Source organism: Trinickia dabaoshanensis (genome assembly GCF_002879885.1).
Lineage (GTDB): Bacteria > Pseudomonadota > Gammaproteobacteria > Burkholderiales > Burkholderiaceae > Trinickia > Trinickia dabaoshanensis.
This window is the reverse complement of the sequence record NZ_PNYA01000016.1, coordinates 144,197-163,500: the sequence shown is the minus strand read 5'-3', so window position 1 is coordinate 163,500 and position 19,304 is coordinate 144,197. Positions and strand designations below refer to the sequence as shown.

Here is a 19,304-nt window from a genome sequence, read left to right as displayed (position 1 = left end):
GCATGGGCGGGGTTGTGACGCGTACGACGTCGATTGGCAAGAAACTGGCGCTGGCGGACGAGATTTATAAGCCCGGCACTGCAATGAGGCTTGTGGGCGCGGGAGCCGCGGCGATCAACGCGGTCTCGATGCTGCACCAGTACGATGAGCTCAAGAAGCTCGGAGATCAGGCAAGCGGGTATCAGTGGGCGCAGTTCCTCACATCGGCCGGCTCGATGGGCGTGGGCATCGCGGTAGCCAAGTTGCGGCCGGAGAAACCGCCGCAAGGTAGCGGCACCGAAGTGACGTCCGCCCCGGTAACCGGTGGCAACGCAGCGGGCAGTCGCACCGGTCAGGGCGGCGATAGCGCAGGCAACGAGGTCCCGACACCGAACGGCGCCGCAGCCGCCGCAACCACCGTTGCGAACGCCGCGTTTACGTCGGACGGCTCGGGCAAGTCGGCTACCACGACCGGCGCGACCGGCACGACCGGCACCGCGCCGAGTCAAGGCGTAACGAACAACACGAACCTGGACGGGGCGGCTACCGACCCCGCAGCCGGCGAGCCCCAAACGGCGGCGCTCAACTTTGCGACGACGAACCCCGGCAGCGCTCTTCAAAACATTAACGGCGATTCGACCGTGATCGCCGACGGGCCCGAGGAAGGAGACAGCGCCGCTGGCAAGATCGTGATGCCCCCCTTGTCCACTGCGTCGAATCCGGTTCCACCATCTGGCGGAACGAGCGGTTCGGGTGCGAACACGGCCGTGCCCGCTACCGGTACGAGCGGTGGCACGGGCGCAAGCGGCGGTGGTGCAGGAAACCAGGGAGGACAGACGGGTGGATCCGGCACCCAACAGACTGGCGCCGGGCAAGGCCCCGCAAGCGGGACCGGCACGCCTGCATCGGGCGTTGCCGGTCCGAACTCGAACTCGCAGCAACAGGCAGGGGCGGCCCAGGCCGGCGGGCCACAGACAAGCGCAGGCACCGCATCGGGAACAGGGCAATCGACGGTCGGAGGGGCGGCCCAGGGCAACGGCACGGGCGGAGGCCAAAATCAGAGCGATCCCAACGACCCGAGCTCCATACCTAACGGATTCGATGGCACAGGCCCGAACTCGAGAGCCGTAACATTTGCGGCATTCAGCGGCCAAGGTGAGGCACCAACTGTGCCTTCGGGAAAGACGACCGCGACGGGTACGCCCGTTGGCGGCAGCGCCGATGCGCCTGAAACGCAAGCCGCGAGTCCTTCGACCGCGGGGACTAATCCCATGCCTGCAGGAAGCACGAGCGGTTCAGCGGAAGGGGCCGCCCCGGCCGGGGAAGGGAATGTGTCGGCGGCGCCGGGAAATGAATCCGCTGCGTCGGCGTCGCCGAATCAGGCTACGGGCGGACGCCCGCTGTCCGCGTCGAAGAGTGGGCCGCAGTCCGCCAACGTTGGTGGAGCGGAGCCCGGCAGCGCTGGGCAAGGTTCGGAGGTCAATGGCGGCAACACGAACCAACCGGCTGCGCCCGCACAAGTCACGACGGCCGGTGCACAGCCCCGGGTTCAGTCGCACGGCGGGAACGGTGGAACAGAGCCCGTCACGGGGCGGCAAAGTGCGGATGGCAGCGGCGGCCAGACGGAACAAGGCGAGCCGAGTGTGCCCGCCGCGGCAGCGGCACACGCCGCGCCCGGCGGCGTGACGGGTACGCCGCGTCCTGCCCAGGCTAAAGGCGCGGCAGGGGCGACGACCGCAGATTCTGGCAAGCTTGCCGGCGAAGGCGCGAACGAGCAGCACGGGTCGGCCGCGAGTGGCAACGCCGAGGCGAACAAGGCAGGAGAAAGCGCGCCTGCAGTCCTGCCCGAACGTGGTGGACAGAATATGGCGAGCGGTGCGGACCGCGGCAATGGCCTGCCCTCCAGCGGTCAAACCACCGGTAGCCATCCGGCCGCTCCGGCCGTGAGCACCGCGTCCCGGGGGGCCGGCGCCGGCACGGATGAGACTGCGCCCTCCCAGCAGCGGCAGGGCGTGATAAGTGGTGCCGGACAGAACCCGCAGAAGCCGAGTTCGGGGCAGCCCCAACGTGTGACTGGGGGGGCTGAGCAGGGTGAAGGGCGGCGCAGTTCGAACGGCGATGGCGGTAAAGCACAAGTAGGCCAGTCGAGTGCAGCGGCAACCGCGGTGCCTGGCGGCGGAACGGGCGTGCCCCAGCCTGCCGCGCATCAAGACTTGTCCCGTTTTGTGACCAAGAACCCCGGTGAGGTCGATATCCGCAGCCCCGGTCAACAACACCGAGCGTCTGCGAGCAGCAACTCCGACCCGAACAAGGCGGCTCAAAGCTCGCCTGCGCCGCAACGGCAGAGCGGGCTCGGCACCACACAGCGCGGTCAAAGCCAGTCCTCCAGCGGTCAACACCGCGGTAGCGATCCGGCCGCGCAAACTCAGGCAACGCCGACCGGAATACCCATCGGCAGTCCGGCAACCGCGGCGCGGCAAGGCTCGGCCCCCGGCGCTGGGCAGGACCCGCAGAAGCAAGGTTCGGGCGAGCCGCAACGTGCGACGGGCGGCCCTGACCAGGGTCAGGAGGAGCGACGCTCACGTGGGGGTGCCGGCAACACGGAACAGGGCAAATCGGCGACAGCGGCAAAGCCGAATGCGGTGCCCGGCAGCGGAACGGGCGCGAACCATGGTGTCCCGGCCCAAGGCCCGGTGAGCTTTCTGACTGCGGATCCCGGCAAGCTCCCCAACCTCGGAGGTGCAAGCCCACAACAGCCGGCGACCGCGAGCGGCAACCCCGACGCGAATGCGGCGAGCTCGTCTTCGCTCCAAGGCCATTCTCAGAGCGCACCCGCCGCGACGACCACTTCGGAACACGGCAATGGCCAGAACGCCGGCGGCCAGAACGCCAATGGCCAGAACGCCGAAGGCGGAAACGGCCGCAAGAACCGCGGCGGCAAGAACCGGCGTGCCAAAGTTGCACCGGCCGCCGCGGCGGCATCGGGCTCTTCAAGCGAGAGCAACCAGGCTGTTTCGCCTGTCAGTGCTGCAACAGCCCCGGCCAAGCCTGACCCGGCGACGCTATCCACTACGGCAGCCAGCCGCCAGCGGATCGTCAGCATCGAATGGCTGAAAAACTACGCCTCGAGTAGCCGCAAGCATGTGGTCTACGTGAGCGGCTTCTACAGAAGGGGTTACGCACAGCCGGACGCCGCGGCCGCCGATGTGCTCGCCAAGCTGACCGACATCGTCAACCAACACGGTGCGCAGAACGTGCTCGTCGTGTCTCGCGCAAACGACGGTATCGGGTCGATGGTGTACGACGCCGCCCATTCATTGGGCGTCGAGACGGCCGGCTTGGTCCCGGATCAAGTCCGCGGCAGCATCACCGCCAAGAGCAACTACGTCGTGCGCGTGTCGGGCGACGCCGCGCCGGCGCACATCTCCGACATCGCCGATCAAGCGCTGTACTTTGGCGGCGACGACAATGCGGTGCAGGAAGTGCAGGCCCTGGGAGCAAAGCACGTTCCGGTTCGCACCGACACGTCCTACGAACCCGATCCGGTACTCGCGGGCGACCGCGCGCGGCGCACACCGGGCTTCGACCCGACGCCGCTGCGCACCTACGAAACACAGCAGGCGATTGCGAAGGCCGAGGCCGAGGAAGCGGCGGCAGTGCAAGCATCGCTTGACGGCTTGCTCGGCCGGGTGCTGAAGGCGAGCGCCTCGTCGCCCGACGACGTCCATGCTCTGATGCGTCAGTCGTCCAAGGCGCCGTCACGCAAGGCGCGGGTCGCCGGCATCTCGCCCAAGCGATACCTGCGCAACCTTTATAAGCTTTCGCAGTATCGTCCAGACGGTGCAGAGGCTACGGTGCTAAGGCCGAGCGGTGAGCGCCAGCCGTTTTTTTCCAGTCTCGACGCTAAATTGTCCAAAGACCCATCGCTGGGTACGGCGGACTATCGTTTGAGCCGTCGCACGGCAGTGAGTCCGACGCCGCGAGCGATCGGACATCGGATCTTCGTCAACCCACGCCCTGAACACGTTCTCGATGTCGCCAAGCATTTGGTCGGTGTGGTCGATAGCAACCCGCTGGACCACCCGGGTGTAGCCGATCTGACGGTCGCGGGCCCCACGTCACTCGCAGCGCGCACGGACAGACTCTCGGTTTCCGTTGTTACGCCCGAAGACCGCGACCGCGTAATCGACGCTTTGCACGAATATCAGCAAGCGCATCCCGATCATTTCGACGACGTTCAACCGCCGATGGCTGCGCCGCACATGCGCGGCGTATCGAGCATCGAAGAGCCGACCGACGAGCAGATCGCCAAGGCACAAGAGCTTCTTGCCGGCCTGGCCGAGACGGACCCGGACCGTGTTGCTGCGCTCGGGCCCGTCGGCGATCACGGTGACGTAAGCGGGCTTCACTTGCGGGCATTCGCGATCGCACTTGCGCATCAGGATGCGCTGGCCGATGTCGCAGCGGCGGGACCCGATTTCGATGTGGCGGGTGCGTTGCGCACGCATACGAAAACGCGGCTGGGCGAGTTGGGGATCGACTCATCCAACCCTTCACGCAACGCGGATAGTCCTTTGCCGGATAAGGTAAATCCGGACGACAGCAAGCCCTATCGGCGAGTCAGCCCGGACGGCGAGCCGGAGTTTGCTAGGTTCGCGGACGCTCCTAGCCTGTTTTGGCGGGCGAACGGCGATGACCACGTCGTTATCGGAGCGAACGCTTGGTCCACGGCTCGGTCGATGCTCTATGTCGGCGATTTGAACGAACCGGCGGACGCCTATGTGTACGTGGTGCAGGTGCCGAGCAAGAAGGCGGGCGATGTGCTCACTATCGCCGACGGGGACGTCATCGCGCACGGATGTATCCCCGCGGGTGCGCGCGAGGTGGACTGGCGCAGCGGACGTCCGACACAAGTTTCCGACCCGATCCATCGGGACGAACACTTTGGCGCCGCACCGGCCGGCTACGAACACGCTGTCGTCGTTTCGACGCGCCCGCGCGAGGATCTCGCCAACGGCGACACATTCACCGCTCGCCATTGGTATCTCGACTATCACGAACTGCCGAAACCTCCGGGCGCCGAGTACGTCGACCCCGAGTACGCGAACCACGACAATGAAAATCCGGATCTGCGCTATAGGGCGCTCGGGTTGTTGAAAACGGTAATGGACCTGAGCGACAGATTCGGATCGAAGAAGGACCCGGGCATCTACCCGAACAAGAACGTGCTGGACAACTCGCGCCGCGTGGACATACCGATGACGGACGCCGCGGAGGGGCGCGAAGACGCCGTCATGGGCCACGAGCACTGGCAGACGTTCGCCAAACTAGCTTCAGGCGGGCCGGAAGCTTATTGGAAGAGATCGCGCATCGGAGCGATGGACCCGTCTCTTGTAACCGGGAAGACCCGCATCCGGAAAAGGCTGGTCGGGCTACCTTACGGCACGAAGAACTTGTCGGGCAATCAGGCTGGTTACACCAAACACAGCGCCCTGGATGTTTCCCCGACGCTGGCACAAGACGAGAAGCTACTGCACGAAATCTACAACATGCCGGAGGAACAGCGCGCGGATTTCATCCCATGCCTCTCGGGTCTCGAGCCTGCCGCCTATGGGCGTGTGAAAACGAAGGACGGCGTGACCCTTTCGGTCTCGCAATATATTGCGAGGTTGAAGCTGAAATATCCGGACCTTCACTTGGAGGGCGGCGAGGTCAACCCTTGGGCCAAGGAGGTGATGTTCGCGTTGCGAGGGCGCCCACGGCGGCGCTTTTGGAGACCGGTCGGTTATGGTGAAACGGGGATGGACGGTCGGCGTCCGGCAAGCATCAATTTGATGAATGGCATCCGCGATGCTGGCCTTCACACCACTGTACATTGGGACGCGGGAGATAACGAATTCGGAAGCGACGCACATCCGATTAGGTCGCCGAGCGGTGTGCACCACATGTCGGAAGCGATCAAGATGTTTATGCGCGTGGGGGCTTACGACCTGACCGGTTATGACCTCGATAACCCGGACTTCGTCCTGACCGACGCCGACGTACGTGCGATTATCAATGACCCCGCGCGACGTCAGATTCCGGTTCCCGTTACCTGGGCTCACTTTTTCGGCCTGGGCAATTGGGGGGAGCAATTCAAACTGCACATGGAGTTCGTACAGTGGGTCTCGACGCATCCGCTGCTCGGCCACGTCGGGATGGATGCCTCGTGGGCGCCCGCTCAAGCCGATTTCTTCAGCGATCCAAAGGCTGCTGCGGAATTGATCGCGATGGGGATCGGCGGGCAGGGCGGCGATACCTTGAACATCCAGACGCATGCCCAAATGGTGGCCCCTTGGTACGGCCCTGAGCACCAGGCGATGCTGCGCGAGTTGCACAAAATCGATATCGAAGCGTTCAACCGGTACGCGGGGGGCTATTTCGCGGATATACATGAAAACACGAAGCCCGCGCAGGATTGGTTTACGTACCGCATGGCGCATAGCGATGACCCGGTTCTTCAGCAGCACATCCAAGAGATGACGGACGTCGAGCGGAATCGGTTGGACGCATGGGTCGCAAATTACGAGCTTATGCACCCCGGCGTGACGCCCGATGGTCCGCCTCCGTCGGATGTCTATTCGGGGAACGACATTGCGCGCGGCAAACTGTGGGTACCGCCGGGCGCCAATACCGGCCATCGATTTGCCCAACCGGCCGAATCGCTGCCTCGCAGCCTGCAGTTGCAGTCATCGTCGCTGGATCTCGCTCTCTTGGCTATGCGCCTGGAGAAGGGCCGGTCCGTGTCGCCGGTGGACGTGGCGAAGGCGTCCGGCCAAGATCGCACAGGGTCGCTCGTCGCCAGTAAATACGGCGTCGACGAGGCCGACCCTCCAGCCGCTGTCAATGCGCCGGCAAAATCGAGCGCGGCTGGGCCCGATCCGGTGACGCAAACGGGCGCGCAGAACGTGGCCAACGTTGGCACTTATCTGGAGCAAGCGCGCGCCAAAGCGCAGGAGTGGTTCAATGGACCGGCCCTGTCACGCGCGGATCTGGAGCGGATAGCCGAGCAGCAAGCGGCAAATGGCGGCCTCGTGTTCACGGAAGGTGCGATGCAGCAGGGGCTGCAAGCAGCGAATATCGGTAAGACACGGGGGCAGCAGCTTTGCGAGATGAGCGTCCGTACGCTCATCGACAGGCGCCAGGCGGACAACGAGGCGTTCAAGAATGCTCGAAACACAAAGCGCAACGTGATGATTGCGGCGACGAGTATGGTTGGCGCCGCCGCCAGTTGGGTGGCCATGACGGCGCTTGCGGCGGCCGGTGTACATAATGAAATGATCATTCCGGCAGCGAGCACCGTTGCGCTGTTATTGCGCGCGGTCTACTCGACTGGACGCGTCGGGAGTACGCAACTGAACCGGAAGGCGGTGGAATTCACGCTCGAGCAAATCCTCAGTAACAGCAGCGTATTCAAACTGCAATCGCAGCGGTTCAAGCACGCGGTGACGGCGTCGGGGGCGATCAACTCGGCCCGGCTCGAAGGCCCTACGGGCACCAAAACCGTGTTTGGCCGAGCGGGCGCGGATATGGACTTCCTTAGGAACATTACGGTTAACTGGATGGTGGGCGAGTCCGGTCAGATGCGCCAAATGAAGATCGCCGGTGCCACGGCCAACACGATTGCGAAGTCCGATCAGGCGGCGGGAGGCGCGGTCGCTTCGTTCGAGCTAACCAATCCGATGACTTATCCGGGGGCCGTGGCCTCGCTGCTCACGTCCGCGGCTTATAGCGCTAGCGTCTTATCGTCCTTACATGGCATCGGGCAAGACCCCTTGACCCATCTTTACGGATTCCCGCTGATATTCGGCAATGGTCTGTTCGCGGGCTACCAATTACTCGCAGGCTCGAGTGGCCTATTCGGCAAGAACCTTGCCGAAGCGCAGGGCGTACGCGAGTTTATGAACTACGGCGCCTGGCCGAGTATTGCAATCGGTAATCTGATGCTTGCCGGGCAGTCGGTATACAACCTGGCGACCGGTACGGGTTCGATCTTGGCCGATGCCGTCTTGACGGTCGGAGCGGCCGTTACAGGCGCCGCATCTACCAAGATCGCCTGGACCGCGGTGGGCGCCGAGTCCGATTGGTGGAGCGCGAGAAAGGTGGTGCCGATCAGAGTCAAGACCGCATCGATCCTTGCCAAAGGCGCGGATCTCATGGGAGTGAAGAATGCGGCGCAGTCCAAACTCGTGAAGAAGGTCGGGGTTAAGGACAATAACCCCGTCTATGCCGAAGGGCTTGGTGCGCCGCGGAGCATTCCGAAGGCGACCTTGTTGGCCGCGGCTGGTCTTGCGACGCTGTCGCTGGGGACCTGGTTGGCTGCTCAGAACCAACCTAAGAAACATCCGCCGCAGCGGCCCGCCACAGGGCCCGGCAACGCGCCGTCGACGACACCGACGAACTCGCCCGGGTCATCGGTGAGCGCTTCGCCATCCGCAACGCCTACGCCGTCGGCGAGCGCTTCGCCATCTGCGACTCCATCGCCGTCTACGACCCCGGCTCCCGGCTCGTCCACGCCCCCAACTCCGTCGGCAAGCCCGACCACGGTCACAGTGAAGCGCGGCGATACGCTCGCTGGGATCTTCGACGAGTACGAAAGCACGATCGTCAAGGAGATCGACACATCGGGCATGGATGCGGTCCAGAAGGACGAGCGTGCCTGGAAGCGCTTCGAGCTGCTCAACCCGGAGTTCGACTTCAGCTCGCTCGATGGCGGCACCCCCGAACCCGGCGCGACTGGCGACCCGAATCTCATCTATGTAGGGGACGTGATCCGAATCGGCTGACGGCGCGCAAGCGTGACTGAACGCCGCCCTTGGCCGAGACAGCGGCAAGCGAATCGCAGCCGTCCACGAAGATGGCTGCGATTCGTCACGTCTGCCGCCGGGAAGGGAGGGGTACAAATTTTTTTGATGGCCGAATTTTATTTTTCTAGCTCGCTTACTCGCATTCCCCCATCGAGAATCAATCCCAGCAAACATGGGTAAGCAACCGTGCGCCGGCGGTCCGTCCGGCGACGGCTCAGATGATGGGGACGCAACGATGAACGACGCAACGCAACAAGGCAGCTCGATGGGCAACGGCGAATCGGGCAACGGCAAGTGGCAGTTCTGGGTGGACCGTGGAGGCACGTTCACGGATATCGTCGCCGTCCGTCCCGACGGCCGGCTCATCACGCACAAGCTGTTGTCGGAAAACCCGGACCGCTATCAGGACGCCGTCGTGCAAGGCATGCGCGATCTGCTCGGATTGAGCGCGGACGAGCCGCTCCCGCAAGAAAAGATCGACGTCATCAAGATGGGCACCACGGTGGCCACGAATGCGCTGCTCGAGCGTAAAGGGGCGCGCACGCTGCTCGCCATCACGCGCGGCTTCGCCGATCAACTTCGCATCGGCTATCAAGAGCGTCCGGATATTTTCGCGCGCCACATCCAACTGCCGTCGCTGATGTACGAGCGTGTCGCCGAAATCGATGAACGCATCGATGCGCACGGCCGCACGCTCAAGCCGCTCGACGAAGCGGCCACACGCAACATGCTGGAGCAAGCGCGCGCCGACGGCATCACCTCGATCGCGATTGTGCTGATGCACGGCTACCGTTACCCCGCGCACGAGTTGCGCGTCGCCGAGCTTGCGCGCGAAGCGGGTTTCTCGCAGATTTCGGTGAGCCATCAAGTGAGCCCGCTCATGAAGCTCGTGGGTCGCGGCGATACGACCGTCGTCGATGCTTACCTGTCTCCGGTTCTGCGCGACTACGTCGGTCGAGTGACGCGTCAGACCGGCGGCGTGCGCCTCATGTTCATGCAGTCTAGCGGCGGTCTCGCCGATGCCGATCGCTTCCAAGGCAAGGACGCCATCCTGTCCGGCCCGGCGGGCGGCATCGTCGGCGTCGTCAAGACCTGCGAGGCGGCAGGCGAGCGCAAGGTCATCGGCTTCGACATGGGCGGCACGTCCACCGACGTCGCCCACTACGACGGGGCCTACGAGCGCGTGTTCGAAACGAAGGTGGCCGGCGTACGCGTGCGCGCCCCGATGATGGACATCCACACGGTGGCGGCCGGTGGCGGCTCGATCTGCAGCTACGAGAACGGTCGTCTGAAGGTCGGCCCCGAGTCGGCGGGGGCCTATCCGGGCCCGGCATGCTATCGCAACAACGGCCCGCTGACCGTCACCGACTGCAACGTGATGCTGGGCCGAGTGCAGCCCGCTCACTTCCCGCACGTATTCGGGCCGAACGGCAATTTGCCGCTCGATGCCGCGATCGTGCGCCAGAAGTTCGAGGCGCTGGCGAAAACCGTGCGCGAGGATTCGGGCCGCGAGATGAGCCCCGAAGCATTGGCGGAAGGCTTTCTCGCCGTCGCCGTCGACAACATGGCGCAAGCGATCAAAGCCATCTCGGTCGAACGCGGCCACGACGTTGCCGACTACGCGCTCGGCGCGTTCGGCGGTGCCGGCGGCCAGCACGCTTGCGCCGTCGCCGAAGCGCTCGGCATGCGCCGCGTCGTGCTGCATCCGTTCGCCGGCGTGCTCTCGGCGTTCGGCATGGGGCTCGCCGATCAGCGGGCCGTGCGCGAGCGTGCGGTCGAAGCGCTGCTCGATACGGCCGCGGTCAACGATTTGCGCGCCGGCTTCGAGGCGCTCGAACGCGAGGCGACCGCGGAAATCCTGAGCCAGCGCGTGCCGCGCGAGCGCCTGAGCGCCTACCGTACGGCACGACTCAAGTACAAGGACACGGATTCGACGCTCGAAGTGGCGTTCTCGGATGCGGCGGGCATGACCCACGCGTTCGAGTCGCTGCACCGCAAGCGCTTCGGCTTCGTCATGGAGAACCGCAGGCTCGTGATCGAATCGATCGCGGTCGAAGCGGTCGGCGCGACGCAGCAATCGGCCTCGCTGCCGGGCGTGGCATTCGCCGCCTCGGCGACGCCGTCGCGCGGCGATCGCGGGATGGCGCACGAGGACCGCGTCCGAATGTTCTTCGACGGCCATGCGCGCATGGTGCCGCTGTTCGTGCGCAAGGATCTGCGCCCCGGCTCGACGATCCACGGCCCCGCGCTGATCAGTGAAGACATCTCCACGATCGTGCTGCAGGCCGACTGGAGCGCGAATATGCTCGACGACGGCTCGCTGATCCTGCAGCGCAGCGAGGCGGAATGGATCGATTCGGCCAAGCGTCCGCGGCTGACCGAGTCGATCACGACCGAGCGCCACCCGGTGCACCTCGAGATCTTCAACAATCTCTACATGTCGATCGCGCAGCAGATGGGCACGACGCTCGAGAAGACGTCGTACTCGGTCAACATGAAGGAGCGGCTCGATTTCTCGTGCGCGATCTTCGATCGAGCCGGCAATCTGATCGCGAACGCGCCGCATATCCCGGTGCATCTCGGCTCGATGAGCGACAGCGTCACCTGCGTCATCAATCAGCACGGCGGCACGCTCAAGCCGGGCGACGTGTTCATGCTGAACGTGCCGTACAACGGCGGCACGCACCTGCCCGACATCACGGTCGTCATGCCCGTGTACGACCGCGCGGGTTCGGAGCTGCTGTTCTACGTGGCCGCGCGCGGCCACCATGGAGACGTCGGCGGTATCACGCCGGGCTCGATGCCCCCGAACAGCACGACGATCCTCGAGGAGGGCGTGCTGCTCGATAACGTCAAGATCGTCGAGGGCGGCGGTTTCCTCGAAAGCGAGGTGCGCAAGCTGTTCCTAGCCGGCCCGTACCCGAGCCGCAACGTCGATCAAAACATCGCCGACCTCATCGCTCAGGTCGCCGCGTGCGAATCGGGCGCGGCCGAGTTGCTGCGCACGGTGGACCGCTACGGCGCCGGCGTGGTCCTCGCCTACATGCAGCACGTGCAGGACAACGCGGAAGAGGCCGTGCGCCGCGCGATCAGCAAGCTGGCCGACGGCGAGTTCAGCTACGAGATGGACGATGGCGCCGCGGTGCGTGTCAAGGTGACGATCGATCGCGAGCTTCGGCAGGCTCGCGTCGACTTCACGGGCACGAGCCCGCAGCGTCAGACGAATTTCAACGCGCCGCGCTCCGTCTGCAAGGCTGCCGTGCTCTACGTGTTCCGCACGCTGCTCGACGAAGACATTCCGATGAACGAAGGCGTGTTGCGCCCGATCGATCTCGTCGTGCCGCACGGCTCCATGCTGAACCCCGCGTATCCGGCGGCGGTCGTGGCCGGTAACGTCGAGGTGTCGCAGACGGTCACCGATGCGCTCTACGGCGCGCTGGGCGTGATGGCGGCCTCGCAAGGCACGATGAACAACTTCACGTTCGGCGACGACACGCATCAGTACTACGAGACGATCGCCGGCGGCTCCGGAGCGGGTGCGGACCACCCCGGCACCTCGGCCGTGCAGACGCATATGACCAACTCGCGGATGACCGATCCCGAAGTGCTCGAATGGCGCTTCCCGGTGCTCGTCGAACAGCATGCGATCCGCCCGGGCAGCGGTGGCATCGGCAAGCAAAGCGGCGGGGACGGCGCCACGCGCCGCATTCGCTTCACCCGCCGCATGACGGCCAACATCCTCGCCAACCGCCGTCGCGTCGCGCCGTTCGGTCTGGCGGGCGGTAAGAGCGGCGAAGCCGGTCGTAATTGGGTGGAGCGCGCCAACGGCGCGATCGACCGGTTCGGCGCGACGCACACGACCGTGGTCGAGGCCGGCGATGTATTCGTCATCGAAACGCCGGGAGGCGGTGGGTATGGTTTCGCGGAGTGACGTGAGTTCGCTCCATGAGGGGTAGGTCGTTCATTTTGTCGTTCGAGCCAATGGCTGGCCGGATGCGACGCATATCGCACCGGCCAGATGAACAGGAGGAGATCAAACCATGCATACAGGGGTCAATTTATATCCGTTGATCGGCGTCGCCGTGATCGTCGTGGGCTTCGTGTTGCGCTTCAATCCGATGTTGATCGTGGCGGTATCGGCCATCGCCACGGGTGCCGCGGCCGGTTTTCCGGTTCAGGCGATCCTCGCCGCGCTGGGAACGGGCTTCATCAAGACGCGCATGATTCCGCTGATCATTTTGCTGCCGTTGGCCGTCATCGGTCTGCTCGAGCGGCACGGGCTGCGCGAACGTGCACAGATGTGGATCGGCAGCATCAAGGCGGCTACGCCGGGGCGCTTGCTGATCGTTTATCTGTTTGCGCGGGAAATTACGGCCGCGTTGGGCCTGACGGGCCTGGGCGGCCATCCGCAGATGGTCCGGCCGCTCGTCGCACCGATGGCCGAGGGCGCGGCGCAGTCGCGCTTCGGGCCGCTATCGGACGCCGTGCGCTATCGCCTTCGCGCGTTCGCGGCGGCAACCGACAACGTGGGCTTGTTCTTCGGCGAGGACATCTTCGTCGCGTTCGGCGCCATCGTGCTGATGGTCACGTTCCTGAAGGAAGCGGGCGTCGTCGTGGCGCCGATGCATGTCGCGGTGTGGGGGATGCCGACGGCCTTGGCGGCGTTCATCATCCATGCCGCGCGCCTGTACCGTCTCGATCGCTCGCTCGCCGCGGAACTCGGCGGACGCACCGCCGGTAAGCCCGATGCGCCGCCGAGCCCGACGGCTCAATCTTCGGCCGTCGCCTCGCAAGGAGAAAACGCATGACGCTCACCATCACTCACTTCTTTTGGATCGTCGGCCTCTTTCTGCTCGTGGTCGGTGGGATGATCGTCACCGATCGCGCGCATCCGAAGCGCTTGCTGGCGGGTGGCTTCTGGATTTTGTATGGCCTCGTGTTCCTGATCGGCGACTGGTTGCCGGCGCCCGTCGTGGGCCTGGCGGTCATCGTGATGGCGCTCGTCGCCGGCTTCGGCGGCGTGACGAGCGCCAAGCCGGTCCAGCGCAGCGAAACGGATCGCCGCGCCAGCGCCGCGCGTTTGGGCAACAAGCTGTTCCTGCCTGCGCTGACGATTCCGCTCGTCACCGTCATCGGCACGCTCAGCGCGAGTCATCTCGTGTTCGGCGGCAAGCCGCTCTTGCAGCCGAGCTCGACCACGCTGGTCGCGTTCGGCATCGGCTGCATCGTGGCGCTGATCGTGGCCTGCGTGCTCACGCGTGACTCCGTCGGTCAATCGATGAAGGAAGGACGGCGGCTCGTGGACGCGCTGTCGTGGGCCGTCGTTTTGCCGCAGATGCTCGGCATGCTGGGCATCGTGTTCGCCGACGCGGGCGTCGGCAAGGCCGTGGCCCATCTGACGACGTCCTACATCGACCTCGACTCGCGGTTCGTGGCCGTCGCGGTCTATTGCATTGGCATGGCCCTATTTACGGTGATCATGGGTAACGGGTTCGCCGCCTTTCCGGTCATGACCGGTGGGGTAGGGGTGCCGGTGCTGCTCGGCGTATTTCACGGCAATCCGGCGCCGATGGTGGCGATCGGCATGTTCTCGGGTTACTGCGGCACGCTGCTCACGCCGATGGCGGCCAATTTCAACATGGTGCCGGCGGCGCTGTTGGAACTGCCCGACAAATACGGCGTGATCCGTGCCCAAGTACCGACCGCGATCTTGCTCTTGACCGTCAACATCGTTTTGTTGAACATCTTCCTGTTCTTGTAGCATGGCCGAGCGCCGGCGGTTTTTCGCCGGCGCCGCGCCGGTGAGGCCTACGCAGGGGAAGCGCAATGAATCTGAGGTTCTTGGAGACGTTCATCTGGGTCGCCCGGCTGCGTAGCTTCAGTCTTGCGGCCGACAAGCTCCACTCCACGCAAGCGGCGATCTCCAGCCGCATCTCCGTGCTCGAGCAGGAGCTCGACGCCAAGCTCTTCATCCGCGATCCCAAGGGCGTCGTGCTCACGCGCGAGGGTGAGCGCGTGCTTCACTACGCGGAGCACATCGCGGAGACGATGACGCGCCTGCGCACTTCGATCCGCGACGAAAAGCTCGCATTCGGCACGATCCGCATCGGCGCGATGGATAGCGCCGTCCATTCGTGGTTCATCGATTTCGTGACCGATGTCACGCGGTTGTATCCGAATCTGGATATCGAGGTCACGGTCGATACGGCCTTGAACCTGAACGAGCAGTTGCGCCGCGGCATGCTCGACATGGTGTTCCAAACCGATCTTTTGCGCGACGAGACGATCCGCAGCATCGAGCTGCTGCAATTGCCGTACGGCTGGATCTCGGCGCCCGAGCCGCTGGCCGCCCTGCAACTGGGCGACGCCGCGGCGCCCGTCACGCTGCGCTCGTTGGCGCGGGGGCGGATCATCACGTTCTCGCGTCATTCACGGCCGCACCAGGACCTCATGCGGATGCTGGAGGCGCAGGGCATCAGCGAGGCATGGATCAGTTGCGTCAACTCGGTCGCGGCGATGACCAAGCTGACTCACGACGGCTTTGGCGTGGCGGTCATGCCGCTCGCGCTCGTGCAGAACCTGGTGCTCGACGGATCGCTGCAAGTCATCAATTGCCCCGACGTGCCGCCGCCGATGCCTTTCGTCGCGGCGTGGCGTTCGAGCGTGGAAGTCGCGTGGCCGCAGCGGCTCATCGAAATCGCAACGGAGGCCGTGGGCAAGTACGTCGACGGGTTGCAGAGCGCAATGGACCGAAGCTTCGGCTTGCGCGGGGGCATGGCGGCGCCCGAGCGTTGCGCCGCCTACGCGGTCCATCGAGAGGCAAAGGACGCCGCTCAGCCCACGCCGCGGCGCGATGCGGCCGCCACGAAAGCGCCGCGAACGGCGGCGAGCCGAACGGACGGGCTCGTGACGACGCCCGAGACGGACACCGGTAGCGATTAGGGCGATTAGGGCGAGCAGGCCCTAATGCAATATCTTGATGGAGCCGTTGTTCCGCAGTCCGTCGCTTTCGCAATCGGATATCACGACGATCCCGGGCGAGCAGCGCGACCGCCCGGGCCCGCGCGACAGGGCCAGCGCCGTATGAGTGCTCTTGCCCCCGGCCGCGCGCGCATCGTCCGTGCTGCCACGCGAGGCCGCCGGCCGCCCCGGCGAGCTGCCTCGCGCAAGCGGGATCGGGGCGACCTCCGTGCTGACGTCGGTACCCGCATGGTCGACTACGCGCTCGACATAGCCTTGCGTGAAGCCGGTGGAAAAGTTGCCGCTGTAGTAGCACGAGATCGCCTTGCGAAGCGCGGCTTGTTCGTTCACGTCGACATGAACGGCGCGGGTGAAACATTCGCTGAGGATCGCGGCGGCTGCGCGTAGATTGGCGCACGGCTCGAAGATCGTTTCGACCGTCTCGCCGTAGCGTGCCAGGTTGTAGCGGTTCACTTGCGCGAGCCCGAGGCTGAAGTTGTAATTCAGCCGCGTGAGCATCCGGACGGTGGCCAATGCCTCGGCTTCGCTCGCCGGTTGCCGCACGAGATGACCGCCGACCACGCCGATCGCATAGGGGTTATAGCCCGACTCCACGCTGACGATGGCCGCCATCGTATGCGGGTCGACCTGCGGCGCGCAACGCTGCGCCAGCGAAAGAAAATCGGCGGCATGCGCGGCACCGGCAAGGAGCGTCGCCTGCAATGCGAGCAACCACAGCCATCGACGCATGGTCCACTCCTCTCGTCAGTGATACGACATCACCAGCCCGTGCACGAGCAGCGACCAGCCGTCGAGCATCACGAACAGCAGCAGCTTGAACGGCACGGAGATCGTGGTGGGCGAAATCATCTGCATGCCGAGCGCCAGCAGCACGTTGGCGATGATGAGATCCGTGACCACGAACACGACGTAGATCACGAAGCCGATCTGAAATGCGCGTGTGAGCTCGGATAGCATGAAGCTCGGCACGAGCACCATCATGTCGTCCGATTTGAGCGTTTCCGCGCGCGCGGAGGGCCAGATGGCCGTCGCCGAACGTTGAAAGAAATTGCGTTCGGCCGGCACCGTATGCTGCTCGAGGAATTTCTTCAAGGGCGGGCCGATGGCCTGACCGATGGACAGGACGTCGTCGACACTCATCGAACTACCCACTTGCACGTGCTGCTGTTGCATGTTGTCGAAAATCGTCGAGGCAACGGGCGACATGATGTAGATGGTCAGGATCAGCGCGATACCGTTCAACACCGTGTTCGGCGGTACCTGCTGCAAGCCGAGCGCCGTACGAAGCAACCCTAGGACGACGACGAGCTTCGTATAACTCGTGACCATGAGCGCCGCGAACGGCGCGATGCCGATCGCGACGATCAGCGCGATCATCGAGACGGGACTCGGCAGACTACTCATCTTTGCCCTCGGCGAAGCTGGCGATGCGAATGCCGAGGCGATTGCCGACGGCGATCAGGTGGCCATGACCGACCAGCGCGCCATTGGCGCGGATATGCACGGTGCTTTGATTCAGCGGTTGATCGAGTTCGAGCACGTAGCCGCTTTTGAGCGCCTTCAGCTCGCGTAGGGACATCGAGCGCTCGTCCAGTTCGAACGTGACGCGCACCTCGAGACCGTCGATTCGAGTCAAAACCGGCGGCGCCGCGGCAGCGGGCGGTGCCGCCTTGTCTGCCGCGGCGGCCTGGGCCGCCACGGCGGAGACCGGCGTTGCAGCCGGCCGGCGCGGTGCGGCGGCATCGCCCTGCGGGTTGTCAGCCACGGAATTCTCCTCGATGTGTTCAATGACGATGCGTGTGCCGGCCGCCTTGCCGGACAATGTCATGCGCCCGTCCGGCGTCGTGGCGGTGCAGCGCAATCCCGCTCCGGCGGCACTCCACTTCTCGATACTGACGATGTCGCCGGGGGCAATCACGCACAATTCGCCCACGGTCAGGACCGAACTGCCGATACTGACGCGAAGCGCAATGGGCAGATCGTCGAAATCGTCGGCTGCGAGCGCCGGTTGCGGCGGATCTTGCGGGCAGGCGATCCCGAGATAACGTTCGTCCGCGAAGCGCAATGCACCGTGGCAACACCAGTTGCCGCCGATTTTCGTCACGCGAAAACGCAAGGCCGCGCGCTCGTGCGACACGTCGTCGACGACGGACTCGTCCGCCACGCCGATATCGAGCGTCTGCCGCGTCATGCGCTCGAGCGCATCGATGACGGGGGCCAGCGCATCGGCCATCAGCGCGGCGCGGACGCCGGCCGGCACGCGGTCGCTCGCGGCCTCGCCGATCAATTCGCGCTCGCCGATCGCATCGAGCACGAGCCGGCCTTCGGCGGGGCCGAACGTGAACGGATACACGCGCGCGGGCCCGTTCACTTGCGCTTCGGCATCCCATCTGAGCTCGTAGCGGCCCTTTTCGAGCGTCAGCGCGAACGGGGAGGGCCACGCATAGGCGCGATTGAGCGCATGCGCGGCTACCGGCGCGACGCGCGGCAGCGATGCGGCATTGGTCAACGACTGCGCGGCGCTTGACGAGGCATTCGACTGAGCGGGCGCCGCACGCGGCGAGTGAAGCGCGGTGGCGGACACGATCGGTCAGGCGACGAGCAAACGCCCGGCAAGATACGCGAGCTGTACGCGGTTGAGCACGCCGTACTTCTTGCGGATCTGCCGCATGTGGTAGTCCACGTTGCTGATCGACATGTTCAACTGGGTGGAGATTTCGCGGTCGCTCATGCCGCTTGCCGTAAATTTCAGGATGCGCCGCTGCACTTCCGAAAGAGCGGGCTCTTTTTCGGCTTCCCATACTTTCCCGGCTAGGAACGCATGAATGCCGAGCCCGACCGCATAGGCCTGGCCGACCGTGTGGTCGTTGATCCATCCGCGCGTCGGGTTGGCCGAGCTGAAGATCATCACGCTGTGTTCGCGGCTGCCCGGATCGACGAGCCCGAACGCGATGCCGCTGCGCATACCGCTTTCCTGGAGGTCGTCGAGAAACTGCTGCAAGCGTTCGCCTCGCTCGTCGGCGCCGCCGTCGTGCGCCAGCATCGTATGGTCCCAGACGAGCGGCCAGTCGTGCCGGCAAACGAACGCCATGCGTGGATCGATTTCGAAGTAGCGCTTGTCCACATAACGCTGCGCCCAGCCGGGCGGGGAGCAGGGGTGGAAATATTGCACGCGGTTGACGAGCTCGCCCAGCCGTGTGAGGCGGCAGTAACAGAGCCAATCGAAGCCGATCGTGCGCAAGGCTACGTGAATCAACTGCCTTCGCTCGTCGGGCGACATGGCGCCGGCGAGGTCGTTCGCAATCTCGGACCCGCGGTCCCCGCCGGACGGCTCGCCGGGTGGGCTGACGGCCTCACTGACCAAAAGCTGGCAATCCTCGAGCTCGATGATGTCGATCCCTCGTCTGACTGCCCGCTCATCGCCGACCTTCGATACGCCTTTGCGGGGCACGGGACGCGACATGCGGATCTCCTCTATGGAAGTGCGTAGTCGGGAGG

General features: G+C 64.9%; 9 protein-coding genes. 5 read left to right on the top strand and 4 right to left on the bottom strand.

The features are described from left to right. Nucleotides 1-14: 14 nt before the first annotated feature. The 5 genes from C0Z18_RS18315 (at nt 15) to C0Z18_RS18295 (ending at nt 15,767) form a co-directional block, all read left to right on the top strand. Nucleotides 15-8,804 (top strand): hypothetical protein, encoded by an 8,790-nt coding sequence (locus tag C0Z18_RS18315; protein ID WP_146014040.1) that lies wholly within the window; start codon nt 15-17, stop codon nt 8,802-8,804. A 256-nt stretch (nt 8,805-9,060) separates the two neighbouring features. Beyond that, entirely contained in the window at nt 9,061-12,756 is a 3,696-nt protein-coding gene (locus C0Z18_RS18310) for a hydantoinase B/oxoprolinase family protein (protein WP_102646852.1), read from the top strand. Nucleotides 12,757-12,865: 109 nt separating this feature from the next. Beyond that, nucleotides 12,866-13,633: a DUF969 domain-containing protein gene (locus C0Z18_RS18305; protein WP_102646832.1), complete on the top strand. Its 768-nt coding sequence runs from the start codon at nt 12,866-12,868 to the stop codon at nt 13,631-13,633. Next, on the top strand, nt 13,630-14,586 hold the full coding sequence (locus tag C0Z18_RS18300) for a DUF979 domain-containing protein (RefSeq protein ID WP_102646831.1): 957 nt from the start codon (nt 13,630-13,632) through the stop codon (nt 14,584-14,586). The genes C0Z18_RS18305 and C0Z18_RS18300 overlap by 4 nt, the downstream gene beginning before the upstream one ends. A gap of 65 nt (nt 14,587-14,651) precedes the next feature. Continuing rightward, the gene (locus C0Z18_RS18295) at nt 14,652-15,767 is read left to right on the top strand and encodes a LysR family transcriptional regulator (protein WP_102646830.1); all 1,116 of its coding nucleotides are present in this window, start codon (nt 14,652-14,654) and stop codon (nt 15,765-15,767) included. A gap of 21 nt (nt 15,768-15,788) precedes the next feature. On the opposite strand, the gene C0Z18_RS18290 is transcribed toward C0Z18_RS18295, so the two are convergent. Genes C0Z18_RS18290 through C0Z18_RS18275 form a run of 4 tightly spaced genes read right to left on the bottom strand, consistent with a single transcriptional unit; the run spans nt 15,789 to nt 19,269 of the window. Then, nucleotides 15,789-16,535: a lytic transglycosylase domain-containing protein gene (locus C0Z18_RS18290; RefSeq protein WP_102646829.1), complete on the bottom strand. Its 747-nt coding sequence runs from the start codon at nt 16,533-16,535 to the stop codon at nt 15,789-15,791. 15 nt (nt 16,536-16,550) lie between these two features. Then, the gene (gene sctR, locus C0Z18_RS18285) at nt 16,551-17,210 is read right to left on the bottom strand and encodes a type III secretion system export apparatus subunit SctR (RefSeq protein WP_102646828.1); all 660 of its coding nucleotides are present in this window, start codon (nt 17,208-17,210) and stop codon (nt 16,551-16,553) included. Beyond that, a complete protein-coding gene (sctQ, locus tag C0Z18_RS18280) occupies nt 17,203-18,390 on the bottom strand; it encodes a type III secretion system cytoplasmic ring protein SctQ (protein ID WP_158244260.1) in 1,188 nt (395 codons plus the stop codon). Before sctQ ends, sctR begins: the two co-directional genes overlap by 8 nt. Nucleotides 18,391-18,396: 6 nt before the next feature. After that, a complete protein-coding gene (locus C0Z18_RS18275; RefSeq protein ID WP_102646826.1) occupies nt 18,397-19,269 on the bottom strand; it encodes a LuxR family transcriptional regulator in 873 nt (290 codons plus the stop codon). Nucleotides 19,270-19,304: the final 35 nt, after the last annotated feature.

What these genes read in the sequence shown, in the direction of transcription:
- C0Z18_RS18310 (WP_102646852.1), top strand. Translation starts at nt 9,061, where the DNA reads ATGAACGACGCAACGCAACAAGGCAGCTCGATGGGCAACGGCGAATCG.
- C0Z18_RS18305 (WP_102646832.1), top strand. Translation starts at nt 12,866, where the DNA reads ATGCATACAGGGGTCAATTTATATCCGTTGATCGGCGTCGCCGTGATC.
- C0Z18_RS18300 (WP_102646831.1), top strand. Translation starts at nt 13,630, where the DNA reads ATGACGCTCACCATCACTCACTTCTTTTGGATCGTCGGCCTCTTTCTG.
- C0Z18_RS18295 (WP_102646830.1), top strand. Translation starts at nt 14,652, where the DNA reads ATGAATCTGAGGTTCTTGGAGACGTTCATCTGGGTCGCCCGGCTGCGT.
- C0Z18_RS18290 (WP_102646829.1), bottom strand. Translation starts at nt 16,535, where the DNA reads ATGCGTCGATGGCTGTGGTTGCTCGCATTGCAGGCGACGCTCCTTGCC.
- sctR (WP_102646828.1), bottom strand. Translation starts at nt 17,210, where the DNA reads ATGAGTAGTCTGCCGAGTCCCGTCTCGATGATCGCGCTGATCGTCGCG.
- C0Z18_RS18275 (WP_102646826.1), bottom strand. Translation starts at nt 19,269, where the DNA reads ATGTCGCGTCCCGTGCCCCGCAAAGGCGTATCGAAGGTCGGCGATGAG.